Source organism: Buchananella sp. 103232, assembly GCF_058725725.1.
The window spans coordinates 1-16,910 of sequence record NZ_JBZXJM010000019.1; the positions used below are offsets into that span (position 1 = coordinate 1).

At 68.2% G+C, this 16,910-nt stretch carries 13 protein-coding genes and 1 tRNA gene; 5 read left to right on the top strand and 9 right to left on the bottom strand.

Features of this window, described 5'->3' with window-relative positions; all coding sequences use genetic code 11:
- From AC4PWQ_RS03035 to AC4PWQ_RS03065, 7 genes are all read right to left on the bottom strand, one after another.
- Positions 1–826, bottom strand: an 826-nt coding sequence (locus AC4PWQ_RS03035) for a serine/threonine-protein kinase (RefSeq protein WP_492089749.1), incomplete at its 3' end; no start/stop codon positions are given.
- A 1-nt stretch (position 827) separates the two neighbouring features.
- The gene (locus AC4PWQ_RS03040; protein WP_492089743.1) at positions 828–2,282 is read right to left on the bottom strand and encodes a peptidoglycan D,D-transpeptidase FtsI family protein; all 1,455 of its coding nucleotides are present in this window, start codon (positions 2,280–2,282) and stop codon (positions 828–830) included.
- Positions 2,279–3,904 (bottom strand): FtsW/RodA/SpoVE family cell cycle protein, encoded by a 1,626-nt coding sequence (locus AC4PWQ_RS03045; RefSeq protein ID WP_492089744.1) that lies wholly within the window; start codon positions 3,902–3,904, stop codon positions 2,279–2,281. Before AC4PWQ_RS03045 ends, AC4PWQ_RS03040 begins: the two co-directional genes overlap by 4 nt.
- Entirely contained in the window at positions 3,904–5,313 is a 1,410-nt protein-coding gene (locus AC4PWQ_RS03050) for a PP2C family protein-serine/threonine phosphatase (RefSeq protein WP_492089745.1), read from the bottom strand. Before AC4PWQ_RS03050 ends, AC4PWQ_RS03045 begins: the two co-directional genes overlap by 1 nt.
- Entirely contained in the window at positions 5,310–5,846 is a 537-nt protein-coding gene (locus tag AC4PWQ_RS03055; protein WP_371151144.1) for an FHA domain-containing protein FhaB/FipA, read from the bottom strand. Before AC4PWQ_RS03055 ends, AC4PWQ_RS03050 begins: the two co-directional genes overlap by 4 nt.
- Positions 5,843–6,541 carry an FHA domain-containing protein gene (locus tag AC4PWQ_RS03060; protein ID WP_371151143.1) on the bottom strand — a complete coding sequence of 233 codons (699 nt, stop codon included), beginning with the start codon at positions 6,539–6,541 and terminating at the stop codon, positions 5,843–5,845. The genes AC4PWQ_RS03055 and AC4PWQ_RS03060 overlap by 4 nt, the downstream gene beginning before the upstream one ends.
- 127 nt (positions 6,542–6,668) lie before the next feature.
- Positions 6,669–6,751, bottom strand: a tRNA-Leu gene (locus AC4PWQ_RS03065).
- A 704-nt stretch (positions 6,752–7,455) separates the two neighbouring features.
- On the opposite strand from AC4PWQ_RS03065, the gene AC4PWQ_RS03070 reads away from it, so the two are divergent.
- Positions 7,456–11,874, top strand: coding sequence for a cell wall-binding repeat-containing protein (locus tag AC4PWQ_RS03070; RefSeq protein WP_492089746.1), 4,419 nt, complete (start codon positions 7,456–7,458; stop codon positions 11,872–11,874).
- A 263-nt stretch (positions 11,875–12,137) separates the two neighbouring features.
- Complete coding sequence (locus AC4PWQ_RS03075) at positions 12,138–13,718, top strand: aspartate:alanine exchanger family transporter (protein WP_371151141.1); 1,581 nt, start codon at positions 12,138–12,140, stop codon at positions 13,716–13,718.
- A 172-nt stretch (positions 13,719–13,890) separates the two neighbouring features.
- Here AC4PWQ_RS03075 and AC4PWQ_RS03080 read toward each other — a convergent pair whose 3' ends face one another.
- On the bottom strand, positions 13,891–14,643 hold the full coding sequence (locus tag AC4PWQ_RS03080; RefSeq protein ID WP_371177357.1) for a hypothetical protein: 753 nt from the start codon (positions 14,641–14,643) through the stop codon (positions 13,891–13,893).
- Positions 14,640–15,098: a hypothetical protein gene (locus AC4PWQ_RS03085; protein ID WP_492089747.1), complete on the bottom strand. Its 459-nt coding sequence runs from the start codon at positions 15,096–15,098 to the stop codon at positions 14,640–14,642. Before AC4PWQ_RS03085 ends, AC4PWQ_RS03080 begins: the two co-directional genes overlap by 4 nt.
- A 266-nt stretch (positions 15,099–15,364) precedes the next feature.
- Here AC4PWQ_RS03085 and AC4PWQ_RS03090 point away from each other — a divergent pair, with 266 nt between their 5' ends.
- The 3 genes from AC4PWQ_RS03090 (at position 15,365) to AC4PWQ_RS03100 (ending at position 16,811) form a co-directional block, all read left to right on the top strand.
- Positions 15,365–15,739, top strand: coding sequence for a thiamine-binding protein (locus AC4PWQ_RS03090; protein WP_371177358.1), 375 nt, complete (start codon positions 15,365–15,367; stop codon positions 15,737–15,739).
- Positions 15,736–16,104: a hypothetical protein gene (locus AC4PWQ_RS03095; protein ID WP_371174686.1), complete on the top strand. Its 369-nt coding sequence runs from the start codon at positions 15,736–15,738 to the stop codon at positions 16,102–16,104. The genes AC4PWQ_RS03090 and AC4PWQ_RS03095 overlap by 4 nt, the downstream gene beginning before the upstream one ends.
- A 233-nt stretch (positions 16,105–16,337) precedes the next feature.
- Positions 16,338–16,811 (top strand): MogA/MoaB family molybdenum cofactor biosynthesis protein, encoded by a 474-nt coding sequence (locus AC4PWQ_RS03100; RefSeq protein ID WP_492089748.1) that lies wholly within the window; start codon positions 16,338–16,340, stop codon positions 16,809–16,811.
- Positions 16,812–16,910 lie beyond the last annotated feature (99 nt).

Below are 16,910 nucleotides of genomic sequence, written 5' to 3' on the forward strand. Positions count from 1 at the left end.
GCTCGCCGCTGACCGGGTCCAGCTCCCAGGCCAGGGATTCGAGCTGGCGCGCCACGGAGTCGGCGTTGCGGGGCCGGCGCGTGGGGTCCTTGACCAGCAGGGACATGACCAGCTGGGCCAGGGCGGGCGGAACGTCGTCCGGGAGGGGCGGCACCTCGTCGTTGACGTGCGCGAAGGCGATGTCCACCTCGTTCTTCCCGGTGAACGGGCGCCGCCCGGCCAGGGCCTCGTAGGCCACCACGCCCAGCGCGTACAGGTCGCCGGCCGGCGTGGCCGGGCGCCCCATCGCCTGCTCGGGGGCCAGGTACTGGGCCGTACCCATCACCTGGCCGGCCTGCGTCATCGGCGTCTGGTCGGCAGCGATGGAGATGCCGAAGTCGGTGAGCTTGACCTGCCCGGCGGGAGTGATGAGCAGGTTGGAGGGCTTGACGTCGCGGTGGATGATCCCGCCCCGGTGCGCCGCCCCCAGGGCCGCTGCGGTGGCCGACAGCACGTGCGCCACGCGCGCCGGGGCCAGGCGCTGCCCGCCGCGCAGGAAGTCGGTGAGCGGCCGGCCCTCCACCAGCTCCATCGCGATCCACGCGCTCGGGCCGTCCACGCCGTAGTTGAGCACCTCCGCCAGGCCGGGGTGGTGCAGGCCGGCGGCGTTGCGGCCCTCGGCCTCCATGCGCAGCAGCAGGGTGCGCTGACCGGCCAGGTCCGGGCGCAGCACCTTCAACGCCACCTCGGTGCCGGGCATGCGCTCGTCGGCGGCGCGCCAGACCTCTCCCATCCCGCCGGTGGCGATCTTCTCCACCGGCCGGTACCGGCCCCCGTAAAGCTTCATCTCAATCAAGGAAGGCCTCCAGGATCTGCCGGGCGATCGGGGCGGCCACGCTGCCGCCCGTGTCCTCGCCGGCGGCCTGCTCGCCGCCCTCCACCAGCACCGCGATGGCGATGCGGGGGTTGTCTGCCGGCGCGAAGCCCACGAACCACGTGTGGGGGCCGCCCACGTCGCTGCCGGTCTGGGCCGTGCCGGTCTTGCCGCCCACGCTCACGCCCGGGATGGCCGCGGCGTTACCGGTGCCGTTCTCCACCTCGCTGACCATGAGCGCGCGCAGCTGGGCGGCCACCTCCGGACTGGTGGACTGGCGCAGCTCATTCGGGCTGGAGCTGGAGATCACCTGCAGGTCCGCGTTCAGCTCCCGCTCGATCAGGTACGGGCTCATCTGCTTGCCGCCGTTGGCGATCGTGGCGGCCACCAGGGCCATCTGCAGCGGGGTGGCGCGCACGTCGAACTGGCCGATCGCGCTCATCGCCACCTCGGACTTGCTGGCGGTGGCCGGGTAGACCGAGGCCGTCACCGCAAGCGGGATCTCCAGCTCGTCCCCGAAGCCGTAGTTGGCGGCCTCCTTTGCCAGCGCCTGCCCGCCCAGCTCCATGGCGTAGAGCGAGAAGGGGGTGTTGCAGGACAGGTCGAAGGCCTCCTGCAGGGTCACCGTGCCGCTGCCGCAGGAGGCCCCGCCGTAGTTGCGCAGGATCGAACTGGAGTCAGGCAGGGCCAGCTCTGCGGGCGCATCCAGCAGGGTGTCCGGGGTGACGGTGCCGCTGGTGAGCAGCGCGGAGGCGGTGATGATCTTGAACGTGGAGCCCGGGGCGTACAGGTCGCCCGCGATGGCGCGGTTCATCAACGGCCTGCCCGGGTCCTCAGACAGCGCGTGGTAGGCCGCCTCGGCCTCCACCCGGTTGTGGACCGCCAGCTGGTTCGGGTCGAACGACGGCTTGGACACCAGCGCCAGGATGCGCCCCGTGGCCGGCTCGATGGCCACCACCGCGCCGCGCTTGTCCCCCAGCGCGTCCCAGGCCGCCTGCTGCGTCGCCGCGTCCAGGGTCAGCTCCAGGGCCCCACCGCGCGGCTGGGAGCCGGCAAACAGCTGGGCGATGCGGGAGAACCACTGGGAGGAGGCGGTGCCGCTGAGCACCGGTCCGGCGGCCTGCTCGAGCCCGGTGGCCGAGGCAAAGACCGTGGAGTAGTAGCCGGTCACCGGCGCGTAGAGCGGACCGTTGGAGTAGGAACGCAGGTACTTAAAGACGTCGTTGACCGGGGAGGAGGACGCCACCTTTTCCTCCCCCACCACGATCGGGCCGCGCTCGCGGCCGTAGGTCTCGTAGATGGCGCGCACGTTGCGCGGGTCCGCGTTCAGGCCCGGGGCGGCGATCACCTGCACGTACGAGGCGGCCGCGAAGAGCAGCACAAACAGGAGCGCAGCGATGCGCGCGGTGGTCAGGATCTGCTTGTTCACAGCCGCACCACCGTGGTCGGGTTGTCGTCCGGCTCCACCGGCGCGGCGCCGCCCTGCAGCACTGCGCCGCCGGACTCCTCGCCCCCGCAGGCCGCGCCTCCCAGGGCCTCACCGTTGAAGTCGTCGCCGTTGAAGGGGGCGGCACCATCGTGCCCGCCGGTCGCGGCCGCGCCGAAACGTGCGGGCGCCAAGCGGGCAGCGTCGGCCATACCAACCCGGGCCTGGTCGCGGTCCAGCTCACCGATCAGGGCGGCCGGCAGCGCGGCGTCCCCCAGCACGGGGGCGGCCTGCGGGCGGCGGGCGGCGTCGCTCATGCGCAGCAGCAGGGCGATGATGATCCAGGAGGACAGCAGCGAGGAGCCGCCGGCGGCCAGGAACGGCGTGGTCAGGCCGGTCAGCGGCAGCACTCGGGTCAGGCCGCCCACCACCACGAACACCTGCAGGGCGATGGAGAACGCCAGGCCGGTGGCCAGCAGCTTGCCGAAGCCGTCGCGCGCGCCGATGGCGATGCGCAGCCCCCGCTCCACCAGGATCCCGTACAGGGCCAGGATGGCAAACACCCCGGTCACGCCCAGCTCCTCCCCGAAGGAGGCCACGATGAAGTCAGAGTTCGCAAACGGCACCAGCGTGGGGTGGCCGTTGCCCAGCCCGGTGCCGGTCAGCCCGCCCGTGGCGAAGCCGAACAGGCCCTGCACCAGCTGGAAGGAGCCGCCGCCGCTGGCGTAGACCTCCGGGTCCAGCGGGTGCAGCCACGCCACCACGCGGTTGGCGATGTGCGGCTTGAGCAGGTAGGCGCCGTAGCCCGCTGCCGCGGCGGCCAGGAAGCCGATGGCGATCCAGGCGGGCCGGTCCGTGGCCACGTACAGCATGATCACGAACAGGCCAAAGAGCAGCACGGAGGTGCCGTAGTCGTTTTGCAGCACCAGGATGCCCACGCCCACCAGCCAGGCCACCAGCAGCGGGGTGGTGTAGCGCAGGCGCGGCAGGCGCATCCCCGCCAGCTTCCTGCCGGTCAGCGCCAGGTTGTCCCGGTTGTCGGCCAGGTAGGAGGCAAAGAAGACCGCCAGCAGGATCTTGGCCAGCTCCGCCGGCTGGAAGGTGGCCACCTTCAGGTCGATCCAGATGTTCGCCCCGTACTGGGAGACACCCAGCCCGGGCACCAGCGGCAGCAGGAGCAGCACGACGCTGGCCAACAGCGACAGGTAGGTGTAGCGCTTCAGGTTGCGGTGGTCGCGCACCAGGAACAGCACCGCCAGGGCCGCGATCAGCCCCACGGCGGTGACCAGGAGCTGCTTGTTACCCACCACCTGGTCGTAGTGCTCCGCAGCCAGGTAGCTGATGTCCAGCCGGTAGATCATCGCCAGGCCCAGCCCGTTGAGCGCGAAGGCCACCGGCAGGATCACCGGGTCCGCGTAGGGCGCCAGCCACTTCACCGCCCCGTAGGTGACCAGGCCCGCCCCGGCCAGCGAGGCCAGGTGGGTGCCCAGGCCGGGCGGGAGCTGGCCGGTGTTCCCCACCACGACCAGCAGGTAGGCGGCCACCCCCACGCCCAGGGCAAGCAGAAGGAGCGCCACTTCGGTGAAGTAGCGCCGCTTGCCGGGGGTGTGGGAGACCGTTGCCATTACTCGCTACTGCTCGTGGGGCTTGGCGAGACTACGGCGGGGGCCGTGGACGCGGCCGGGGTGGCCGTGGCCGGCGCGCTCGGTGCCGGGGAGGCCGGTGCTGGGGAGGCCGGTGTCGGTGACGGCGAGGCCGGGCTGTACAGGCCCGGGGTGGCGCCGACGTCCGGCGTGGGCGTGGGCACGGCCATGCGCTGGACCTCCAGCGAGCTGACGTAGTCGCGCGCCTCCTGCAGCGAGGGGCGGATCACTGCCGTCTGCAGGCGGGCGCGCACCCCGGGGGCCAGGCTCTCCACGCTCACGCCGGTGTCCTCGTACTTCTCAGACAACTGGATGGGGCCCAGCTGCTGCGGGATGCCCCGATAGATCTCCACCGTGGCGCCGGTGCCGATCACGTAGTAGTACGACTGCGCCCACATCGACGCGCCGAACAGCAGCGCCCCCAGCAGCACCAGGCCGGCAAAGGAAAAGGCCAAACGCCGGCGCCACCTGCCCCGTTTGCCGCCGGTGGACGACGTTTCCTCCGCCCGCTCCGATTCGCCACCCTCGCCCTCAGCGGCGGGGCTGGTCAGGGCGGCGGCCCGCGCGGCGGCAGAGGTGCCGCCCCGGCTGCGGGCCAGCCGGTTCGTCGCGGCGCTGCCAACAACCTGGGGGGCGGTGGGCAGGCCAGAAACGTCGGAGGTAGCGTCGTCCAAAACGTCCACCACGACCACCGAGACGTTGTCAGGGGCGCCGGCCCGCAGGGCCAGGTCCACCAGGACGTCGGCGCACGTGTCAGGGTCCGTGCCGGCGCTGACCACGGTGGCGATCGTGTCCGCAGAGACCACGCCGGACAGGCCGTCGGAGCACAGCAGCCAGCGGTCGCCGGCCCTGGCCTCCCGCACGGACTCGTCCAGCTCCAGGGCCTCCGTGGAATCGCCCAGGGTGCGCAGAATGACGCTGCGCTGCGGGTGACGCGCCGCCTCCTCCTCGGTGAGCCGACCGGTCTGCACCAGGAAGTTGACGAAGGTGTGGTCAGTGGTGACCTGGGTGAACTGGCCGTCGCGCAGCAGGTAGGCGCGCGAATCGCCCACGTGCACCATGGCCAGCTTGTTGCCGCTGCGCAGCAGGGCGATGCAGGTGGTGCCCAGGCCGGCCAGCTCCGGGTCCAGCGTGGAGCGCTCCTTGAGCTCCTGGTGGGCGTCGTTGACCGCGCCGCGCAGCAGGCTGAGCAGGTCGTCCGCGCCGTGCGAATCGGAGTCCAGGGCGGAGAGGTGAGCAACCGCCACCGAGGAGGCGATGTCGCCGCCGGCGGGGCCGCCCATGCCGTCGGCCATCACCGCCAGGTGCGGGCCCGCGTAGGCCGAGTCCTGGTTGTTGCGCCTGACCAGCCCAACATCTGAACGGGCCGCGTAATTGAAAACTATGCTCATCGGCGCGGCTCAATCACGGTCTGGCCAATGCGCACCGAGCTGCCCACCCCGACCGGGGTGGCGGCCTTGATCTTCTCGTTGTCCACCAGGGTGCCGTTGGTGGAGCCCAGGTCCTCCACGAACCAGCCGCCGTCGCCCGGATAGAAGCGGGCGTGGCGGGAGGAGGCGTAGCCGTCATCCAGCACCAGGGTGGAGGAAGGGGAGCGGCCCACCACCACGGAGGTGCCCACCAGCGGGATCGAGGTGCCTGCCAGCGGCCCCTGGGTGACCAGCAGCCGCAGCGGCGGGGCCGCCACGGCGGCGGGGGAGTCGTGGGAAGGGGCGGCAACCGGGCCGGCCCCGCCGCGCCCCAGCCGCGAGAGGGTGCGTTGACCAACGGAGGCAGGCGGGGTCGGGGCAGGCCTGCCCGCGCCCCGGGAGCGCACGGTGGGGCCAAACAGGTCGCGGCGCAGCACCCCCACGATCAAGGCTATGAACACCCACAGCAGCGCCAGGAAACCGAAGCGCAGCAGGGTGAAGGCGAGTTCGCTCACGCGACGTCCCCAGGGGAGGTCCAGAAAAGGAAGCTCGTGCGCCCGATCGTGACCGTGTTGCCGTCCACCAGGGTGGCGGCGTCCACGCGGTGGCCCTCCACGAAGGTGCCGTTGGTGGAGCCGAGGTCGGTCAGGATCGTGCCCTGCGGGGTCACGCTGAGTTCACAGTGGACCCGGGAGACCCCGGAGTCGTCCACCACGATGCCCGCGCCCGAGCCGCGCCCGATCGTCACCCGTGGTCCGGTCAGCAGGTAGCGCCGCCCGGCGATCTCCACTACCGGGTGGGCCGGGCTGGCCGGGATCGCCCCGGCGGGGGCGACGCTGCCGCGCTGGTTGGCGCCCATCACCAGGAACTGGCCGGAGACCATCTCCGGGTCCGTCTCGAATGCGACCGTGACGGGACCGATGAAGGAATAGCCCTGGGAAAAGCCGTGGTCGGTGGCGGCGGCCGCGAACTCGTCGGTGAGCACGTCCTCGCCAGCCGTGGCCAGCTGCGCCCGGTCCTCCGCCGCCAGGCGGATAACGAAGGCGTTGTGGGCCACCACGCGGTCGCGATCCAGCGTGATCACGTTGTCGTCCATCGTCTTGCGCACTGCGGAGATGAGCTCCACGGGCTGCAGGCCACCACGGTTGAGGTCAAAGGCGCCCTTGAACAAGCGCTCGATACGGTGCTCTACCCGGTCAAAAACGCCCATGCTGCCTCCTATCGCAGTAGATAGTTACATCCGATGGTAGCGGGACAGGCTAGGGGATGCTCGCCACGACGCCTCAGGGAAGTTATGCCGCAAACAAAAAACCGGCGGTAGAAACCGCCGGCATTTGTGCGCGAGGGGGGAGTTGAACCCCCACGCCCTCACGGGCACACGGACCTGAACCGTGCGCGTCTGCCATTTCGCCACTCGCGCTAGTGGTCACGGACTTTGCGGTCCGCAACAGCTCGATAAATCTAGCACGGCCCCGCACGACCCGCCAAATCGAGCGCAGTGGCATCGGCCACGCCGAAGTGAGCGGGGCTACGGGGTCGGGGCGGGCCGGGGCGGGGTCGGTCGGGGTCGGCCGGTGCCCCGGAGCGTACAAGCGTGCGGTCGGGGTACGTGTGACCGGCCGGTGCCGTGCCCCCAGGCGGTCGGATGTACCCCGTTGCAGCATTTGCGAGCTTGGGGGACGGTGGGCGTGTCGGGGTTCGCGGCAGTCATCGCCCGGCCACCGCGCACGCCCGGCCACCGCGCGCACCGGGCTGCCGGGATCGGCGGGGCACGCGGGCCGCCCCTGCGCACTCCAGGGGGCGGGCGCTGAGGGGAGGGGAGGGCGGAACGTCGTGCACCAGGGGCCACTAGGGAGGACGGCGGGCGCATGCCGGCGGTATTCGCCGAGCACGCAAGAGCATGGTCGAAGGCGCGGCACCGGGCGGTCGGATGAACCCGAGTGCGGCATTTGCGGCGCGGGCGGCGGGCGCGCATATCGACGGCCGCGAGATGGGAGCCCACCGCTAACTAATTCGACGCTCAAAGCCGGCACGCGCAGCTTTGGCGGCCCATAAACTTCACCCATGACGCAACGACGCGCATTTTTTGGGGTGTCAGCTTGTCTTGCAGCAACGGCGCTAGCAATGACAGGAGCACTGACCGCACACGCCGCGGAGCCGGGCGCCGTTACCGCTCCGCAGACCGTTTCGGCGGCTGAACCGATTGCCGGAACCATCGTTGATGTAACCAAATTTGGGGCTGACCCAACCGGAACCAGGGACTCCCAGCCCGGGGTGCAGGCCGCAATCAGGCAAGCGAAAACCCTGACCGGGCCGGTAACGATCTATTTCCCTAAGGGCACCTACGACCTCTATCCAGACCAAGCCGAGGTGCGTGAACTCTATCCGTCCAACACGGTAGGTGAGCGCCCGCAATACAAGGACAAGCGCATAGCAATCCTGCTGGAAAACATGCAGGACGTGACCGTGGACGGTGGGGGTTCTCTGCTGCGCCTCCACGGACAGCAAACCACCTTCGCCGCCTTGCGCTCCCAGCGCGTCACGTTCAAAAACTTTTCCACCGATCACGTGGCGCCCCGCGTGTTGGACCTGACGTTTACCGGCGCGGGCACGCTAGACGACGGAAGACTGACCAGAGAGGTGCGTATCCCGGAGGGGTATCAATACTCAATTTCGGGGCGCAACCTAACGATCCACAGCGATAACTCCCCCTACACGAATCGGCCCTACTGGTCATACGACCCGCTGAGGCTGCCGTCCAACCCCGGCAATACCTCGCTGAACGACATGTACGAGCAGTTGCTGGACCTGGACACCGGGCACGCCTTCCGGGCCTCCTGGATGCTCCCGGTCGAGCCCCTGTTCACTGGAGTGCAGTCAATTCGAGAAAAGGCCCCCGGCCTCCTGGAGTTCACCTACCGCGCCGGCTCTGCGCCGGGCGGGGTGGGCCGCTCCTTCCACGTACGCACCTGGTGGCGCGACACCCCGGGCGCCTTCGTGTGGGAATCGAAGGACATCAAGCTAGAAGACCTCAACGTGGGGCACCTGCACGGCTTTGGCATCCTGTTCCAGTTCAACGAGAACGTCACGGTGCGCAACGTCGACTTCCGGCCCCCGCCGCAGTCCTACCGCACCACCGTCGGTTTCGCTGACCTCATCCAGGTCTCCGGGGACAAGGGAGAGGTGCTGATCGATAACTGCCGATTCGGCTTCGCGCACGACGACCCGATCAACGTTCACGGCACATACGTGCAGATGAAAAACCGGCACAGCAACCGGCAGGCCACCTTCCGCTACATGCACCACGAGACTGCCGGCTTCCCTCAGTTCTACGAGGGCAACGAGGTTGCTCTGGTTGACCGCAACACCATGCGGGACCTGCTAGACAGCGACGGGCAGCCGTGGCGCGGCCGGGTTGTGAGCGTGGATGGCCCCACGGGTGTCGATTCCAGCCACGACCTGCGCACCATGAAAGTGACGTTTGATCGCGACATGCCAGCCGGTGCCCGCGTGGATGCCGTGGTGGCAGAAAACGTCACCTACAACCCGAAGGTGACGATCAGTAACTCTCACTTTGAGTCGATCCCGACTCGCGGCATTCTCATGACCACGCGCCGCCCGGTGCTGATCGAGAACAACGTTTTTGACCAGATGGAAATGGCATCCATTTACGTCTCGGGTGACGCCAACCAGTGGTACGAGTCCGCGATGGTTAGTGACTTCACCATCCGTGGCAACACGTTCCTGCGCCCAGCCAGGGACACATACAACAACCCTGCTCCGGTGATCTTCTTTGAACCCACCTCGGGCGGGCAGAATCCGCAACTGGCGGCGCACTCCAACGTCCTGATCGAGGACAACACGTTCCTGGTCAACGACCGCACGATTCTGGACGCCAAGAGCATCAACGGTTTGACGTTCCGGAATAACCGGGTGATGCGCTATGAGGAGTCCAGTGCTCCCACGTTGGAGCTGGCCGCCAGCCGCGTGGGCGTCGGTGCGCTCACTACGGCGCGCGTTGCCGCTCCGGCGGGAGGGGTGTCGCGCCCCGCGTTCGTGCTGCGCGGTTCAAATAACGTGGTGCTGGAGGGCAACACCTACGGAGAGGGCATCATCCGGGGCGTTCAGTTGCACCACATGACGGGCGCCAACGTGGACATTCGCGACGAGGGCGTGAGTGTGGGCGGCAGGAACTCGACTGCAAACCAGGTTTTCTACTTCTCCTCAGCACCGCAAATCGCGGCGGTAAACCAGCAGGGGCAGATCCTGGGCAAGCAGGAGGGTGAGGCCCAGATTCATGCCGTGGTGGTCACCCCCTTTGGTCAGGCCACTACTGCTCCGGTCAAGGTAACCGTGGGGCAGACGGAGCCCACCTACGAGCTGATCCCGTTCGAGGTGATCCGCCCGAATCCGGCCCACGCCCGCATCGAGGGCAAGGGTCTCAGGTTGGTGCCCTCCGGTTTGGGTTCCCTGTGGTTGGACGACAACCGGGCGGGCAACATTCACCTACTGCCCGGCAAGCAGCTGGGCGTGGGGGAGTCCGTGGTCGTGAAGATGACCGGCAGGACGCAGGACTGGTACGAGGAGGCCGGTCTGATCCTCTACGAGAACGACGACAACTACGTCACGATCCAGCGCAAGCACAACAACGGCTCCCCGTCGATCACCGTGGTCACGGAACAAAATGGGCGAGCTGAAGAGGACTCCCGCAAGGTCACTGACCCCACCCAGCAGGAACTGTGGTTGAAGCTGACTCGGCAGGAGGACGGGATTCAGGGCGCCTATTCGTTGGACGGAGTCGAGTTCTCCAATTTGGGCACCCCAGTTGTTAACTCGTCCGTGGGAGCCTCTGCTCGCATCGGGCTGATGGCGTCACTCCGGCGTAACTCGTCGGCGGATAACCACCCCTTTGTGTTCACTGACCTGAACGTGGCCGGCACGCCGGTTGAGTTGGTGCGGGAAGTGGGCAGCGGGGAGCCGGGTGCCGGTTTCGACGTGGTGCCGACCTTGCCGGAGGGCAAGCTCTCTCGCCTGGCTGACCTGGCCGGCGCGCAGTTCTCCCTCCCCATGCCGTCGGACGGCGCAAACCTGGCCGCGAAGGATGGTTTCGTGGTCAAGGCCGACCCGGCTGTTACCAGCTACACCGCTAAGCTCACGCCGGTTGCAGAAGGCGCCACGATGGTGGCCACGGTCAACGGCAAAAAGGTAATGCCGGACGAAAGCGGCAGCTACACGGTGCAGGTGGGCCGAGGGATCAACGTCTTCGAGGTGTATGTGACCGCCCCGAACCAGTTGCAGCAGCGCATCTACCGGTGGGTGGTTCTCTCAGATCAGGCCGCAGCTCCCGGGCCGATGCCTGACCCGACGCCGTCGGTGACGCCTGCTCCCTCGGTGACGCCGGAGCCGACGTCGGCCCCCACGCCGCCCCCATCGACGACGCCGAGTGTGACACCTAGCGCTTCGGTGACGCCTGCTCCCTCGGTGACGCCGGAGCCGACGTCGGCCCCCACGCCGCCCCCATCGACGACGCCGAGTGTGACACCTAGCGCTTCGGTGACGCCTGCTCCCTCGGTGACGCCGGTGCCGTCCGCGTCTGCCACGCCCGCCCCGACGGCGGCTCCGATTGCCGAGTTGCCTGGTGGAAAGGTGGCCCGGATCGCCGGTTCGGACCGGGTGTTGACGTCCGTGGAGGCAATGCGCCAGTCCACCGCCGTGACCAAGACGATGGTTTTGGTCGATGGGCGCAATTTCGCGGACGCGGTGGCGGCGGGTCCGCTGGCGGCCGCTCACGGCGCCGCCCTGGTGCTCACCACCGCCCCACAGTTGGAGCCAGCCATCGTTGAGGCTGCCCGGCAAAAGGGCGTGGAGACCGTCTTGATTGTGGGGGCGGAGAACTCCGTGCCCGCCAGCAAGGCGGCAGCGCTGACGGGTGCCGGGTTCACCGTGAAGCGAATTGCTGGCCAGTCACGCTACGAGACGGCCGTGCAGATAGCCGGTGAGGTGGCGCAAAAGAACGGCGCGCCGGCACGGATCTATGTGGCCAGCGGACTGCACTACGCGGACGCGCTAGCTGCGGGCGCGGTAGCAGGCCGCACGGGAGGCGTGGTGCTCCTCAGCGCCGGCAGCAGCCTGCCGGCCCAGGTCCGGGTCATGCTCAAGCGGGCGCCTGGGGTTGAGGTGGTGGCCGTGGGAGGCCAGGCCGAAGCCGCCCTGCGAACGGCCGGACTGGCCGCGCAGGGCAAGACCCGCACGGTGGTAGGCAAGGACCGCTACGAAACGGCTGCCATGCTGGCCCGCTCCTTCGTGGCTGACGCCAAGCTGGTGGTACTCGCCTCGGGAGAGAGCTTCCCGGACGCGCTCTCCGGTGCGGCCCTGGCCGCCAACCACGACGGGGTACTGCTGCTCACGCGGGCCGGGGCGCTTCCACCGGCCACGGTGGCGGAGCTGGACGCGCGGGAAAAGGTAGCTCAGCTACGAGTGATGGGCGGCGCGAAGTCCGTCTCCCAGAAGGTCCTCGAGGCGGCCGCGCTCAGGTTGAACTAGCGTCCACGTCAGCCTGACGGGTGGGGGCCTGCGGCGACGCCGCAGGCCCCCACCCGCATCCATGGCCAGCCCGCTAGGTCCGGTTCGGTGCGAACCCGGCCCGAACCTAGGGCGGTGCCCACTGGCGCGGGCCGGGTAGAGCGTCGTCCAACCGGCTTGGCGAAGGCGGCGGCGTGGCGGAGGCGGCGGTGTGGCGGAGGCGCGGCGTGCTGCGGTGAGGCGGTCTGGCTGACGCCGGCAGGGCGCACGCGTAGGCTGAAAGGATGAACGCGATCGTGGACGTCCTGCTCATGTCTCCGCTCCTGACCATCTTCCTGGTGGTGGCGCTCGGTTCCCTGGTGGGCTCAATCCCGCTGGGGCCGCTGCGTTTGGGCGCTGCCGGCGCGCTCTTTGTGGGCATCGCCATCGGGGCGCTAGACCCGCGCCTGGGTGAGGGACTCAAGCTGGTGCAAGGAATCGGCCTGGCTCTGTTTGTCTACACAGTGGGACTGACCGCCGGCACTACGTTCTTCCGGGAAATCAAGCGCTACCTGAACTTCATGGCCATCACCGTGGTGGGCCTAGTGGGCGTGGCCGGCCTGATCTACCTGGTGGGACCATACTTTGGGCTCTCGCGCGAGATGACGCTGGGAACCTTTGCCGGTCTGCTCACCTCCACCCCGGCGCTGTCCGCCGCCACCACCGCCACCGGAGGCAACGAGCCGGCGGTCGGTTACGCACTGGCCTACCCGATCGGCGTGGTGGTCTCCTTGCTGTTCGTTTCCTTCACCCTGGCCCGCAAGTGGCCCGGCCCCCGCGACACCCCCTCCTTGGCCGGCTCCGGCCTGTTCGCCACGTCGGTGGCAATCGCTGGGAACTTCACGCCGGCCGACGTGCCGGCCCTGGCGCGCGGCGACGTGCGCATCTCTTACCTCTCGCGCGGTGGTAAGACCCGCGTCTACCGCCAGGGCGAGAACCTGGAGGACGGCGACTGGGCAGTGATCGTGGGCGCCGAGCCCAGGGTGCGGGAGGCGATCGCGGTGCTGGGAGAGGAGACCGAGGAGCACCTAGCGGACAAGCGCCACGAGGTAGATCACCTGCGTTTCGTGGTCTCCTCCAAGGCCGTGATCGGCCGCTCGATCGGGCAGCTGGACATCCCGGGCCGCTTCGACGGCGCGATCATGCGGGTGCGGCGCGGCGACCTGGACCTACTGGCCCGCGAAGACCTGGTGCTAGAGCCCGGCGACCGGGTACTGGCCGTAGTGCCTGCCGGCAAGCTGCAGGAGGTGCGTGCCTTCCTGGGCGACTCCGAAAAGGGCGTGGGAGAGATCGACCCGGTCTCCGCCGGTCTCGGTTTGGGGCTAGGCCTGGGCCTGGGCCTCATCACGATCCCGCTGGGCGGCGGGGCCACCCTGGCGTTGGGCGCCGCGGCCGGCCCGCTGCTGGTGGGCATGATCCTGGGGCACTTCGAGCGCACCGGTCCGATGATCTGGCAGCTGCCCTACGCCGCCAACCTGACCATCCGCCAGCTGGGCCTGCTGCTCTTCCTGGCCTGCGTGGGGCTGGCCTCCGGCCCGGCCTTTGCGGCCCAGGCCTTCTCTCCGCTGGGCCTGAAGGTGATCGCCATTGGCGCGGTGCTGTGCGCGGTGGGCTGCCTACTGTTCGTCTTCGCCAGCAAGCTGCTGGGCCTGTCCTCCCCGCGCATGGCCGGTGGCCTGGCCGGCTTCATCGGGCAGCCGGCCCTGGTGGCGGCGGCCAACTTGCAGTGCTCCGACGAGCGCATCGATGCCGGTTACGCCACGCACTACGCTCTTTCCATCATCACCAAGATCCTGCTGGTCTACGGGCTGGCTGCGGTCCTCTAGCCCTTTAGGAGTGCAATGCTGCTCGCCTTCTCCGTCGCCCGGCTTCGTCGGCGAGCTGTAGGGAAAGCTGGACCGTCTGGAGCCCGCAATCAAACAGGCGGCAATGGGTATTTGGCGGGTGGAACATCGGTCAATTAGGGCCAGCATTCCACCCGCCAGAAGCGGGCCTAATCTAAATCTGTCTGGCAAACAAGCTCACTGCGGCAGGCAATTCGTCTACCCGAAGGGGTGCATCCAAACCCGGGTGGCTGCCCTTAGGCCAATAGAGCATGCCAGTTGATTCTGACCAGATTACCTGTCCAGAGGCAGCAAACCTCAAGTCAGTGATGCCAGTTGCCTGTATCGACTTGGACTCAACCACTATGCCAACAAAGCCCCGCACCTGGGCTTGAGGGTCATCGCCATCGAGCAATTTGCCTGTTTCAAACAAGAACCAGTCGTTGCCCTGCACCGAGACCTGCCAGAAACCAGAAGGAGCATAATCTGGGACTGCATCAATCTTGCCACCATTAACGCCGTCCTCGTCCAGCCCATCCTCGTCGGGCGGCTCAACAGAGGCGTCGGCAAAGCCGCGCACCTGCGCAACTCCCAACACCAGCTGTCTAGCGATATGGCCCGCAAAACCCTCTTCGCTGGCTACCCAGTCGATCTGGTCAGTGGTCCGGCCAGGCTGGAACTGGGCACTAGCCAAAATCTGATCCGCCGAAATTCGCTCAGAAAGGCAAGAAACGGTCACGGTATCCCCGTGGGAGGAAATCACCACGTAGAGGTGTTCTTCTCCTGCATAGGTTGGCCAGCGCAGTGTCTCGCTTTCGCCGGGCAACAAGATGCAGGCGTATTCACTTAGTGGAAACCCCTCCCCGGTCGGAGTGATGATGGCGCCAGCTTCTGCGCCGACAGTCCCTGCAAAGAACTTGACGATCATGGCTGCGCGTTCCGTGGCCAGCCATCCTTTTTGTAGGTGCCGATTCTGGTCTTACCATCAAAGAGTTTCCAATACCCCTCACCGTGTCCAGCGTGGTCGCGTTCGATGCTATAGCGCATACCGGGTGCATATTTTTTGGGGCCTTTGGGAATGGAGAAAGCGGAGATGCGAAGTCGGTTACCGGCCATGAAGATACCGCCACCTGCGCAGAGAGGCTTGTATTCGGGCGGCGAAACCATGGTGCTAACACCAGTCGGGTGCGGTGAGGATAGCGGTTCGGAAACACCTCCTTGGGGCCTGCAGGGCATTGCGCTGGATGTGCCGACATAAGCGCTCTGTTGCGAATTTGTGGTGCTCGCATCTGCGCCATCAATTTGGGCACTTGCTGGAGCCGTTGTTAAGAATGCTGCGGCGAGCCCAAATGACATGGCGGCAATAAAGCGACGAGTGTTCATAGTAGTTCGTTCAGTAATGGCTACCGGCTAGGACGTTGGTCCTACGAAGGGTGTCGACAAGGGGGTGAGGCGTCAACCCTTGTCCGCAATGTGAGACGCGCCATATTTTTGGAGTTGGTCTTGTTTCAGCGGCAGGGCCGCAGAATCTCCAGTGCTCCGACGAGCGCATCGATGCCGGTTACGCCACCCACTACGCTCTTTCCATCATCACCAAGATCCTGCTGGTCTACGGGCTGGCTGCGGTCCTTTAGCCCTATAGGAGTGCAATGCTGCTCGCCTTCTCCGTCGCCCCGCTGGCCGGGGTAGATGACACCGGTTCCGTCAGCGCCGCCGTGGCCCGCGCCGTGGCGGTGGTGCGCGCCTCCGGCCTGCCGCATGAGACCACCGCGATGTTCACCACCCTGGAGGGGGAGTGGGATGAGGTGATGGCCGTGGTCAAGCAGGCCACCGACGCCGTCCTGGAGGTGGCCCCGCGCGCCTCGCTGGTCATCAAGGCCGACGTTCGCCCCGGCTTTACCGGCGAGCTGCAGGGCAAGCTGGACCGCCTGGAGGCCGCGCTGGCCGACGCTCCGGGCGGTGAGCGCGCGGGGGAGGCCGGCGGGAACGTCGGCCACCTGGAGGCTGCGGAGGGGCGCCGTTGAACTGGGCCCGCCCGCTGCTGGGGGCCGCGCTGGCCGCGTTCGCCGTGCTGGTGGCGCGCGGCTGGTGGGTGTTGGCCGCGTCGGGCGGCGGGGAAGCGCGCTGGATGCTGGCCGCGATGGCCGTGCTGGGCACGCTCGCCTGCGCCGGGGGAGTGCTGGCGTGGTGGAGGGGCCGCTACTCCCTGGCCGCCTCCGCCCTCCTGCTGGCCCCGCTCACCCCGGTGGGCGGCTGGCTCGCGGCCGCGCTCGCGGTGGCGCTGGTCGGCCTGGTGGTGATCGCCTTCAAGCCGGTCAGGCGCCCCGCCCCCACGCTGGCGGAACTGGAGGGCGAGGCCGGCCTGGGAGTGGACGACGCTGCCCGCTAGGCCTTCCCGCTCATCGCGGCCGCAGCGCTGCGAGGGCGGTGGTGGCGCCGGAGTGCCCCGGACGCGAGCCTTGTCAAAAGCCGCCGAGACTTGCCCTTAGCGGGGTGGCTATTGACAAGTCTCGCCGACTTTGGACAAGTTTCGGCGCGGCGGGGCTAGTGTCTGGAAGTGAGCAGATCGACCAAGCCGGCGGGCAGGGAAGCTCGTTCGCGCACCAAAACAGGGGGATAGCCATGCCAGCCAGTACCGAATACGACCTCGGCTCGATCGCGGCCGCCGTCATCACGTGCTCCGACCGCGTCATAGCGGGGGTGAAGGAGAACAAGGCGGGGCTGCGCTGCGCCCAGCTGCTGCAGGAGGCGGGGCTGGGGCAGGTGGCGACCTCCGTGGTGGCGGAGGACCGCAGCCAGTTGGAGGCGGCGGTGCGCCAGGAGCTCGCCGCCGGGGCCCGCCTGGTCATCATCCTGGGGGCATCCGGCTTCGGCCTGGGCAACTACTCGCCGGAGGTGGTGCGCTCGGTGATCGAGGTGGAGATCCCGGGCATCGCGGAGCAGATCCGCGCCTACGGCCTGCGTTCTACCCCGCTGTCCGGCCTCTCCCGCGAGGTCGTGGGCGTCACGGCGCGCGACTCCTCCGGCGCCCTGGTGCTCTCCTCGCCGGGCTCGGTGGGGGGAGCTGGCGACACGCTGGAGGTGCTAGTCCCGTGAAGCGGCGCACGAAAACGTCTATGGGTCCCGAGAGACTGTTGTCACGGTAGGCGAGGGCCGCGAGACCCAGGCCGCATCAGGCGAACCAAGAAATGACAC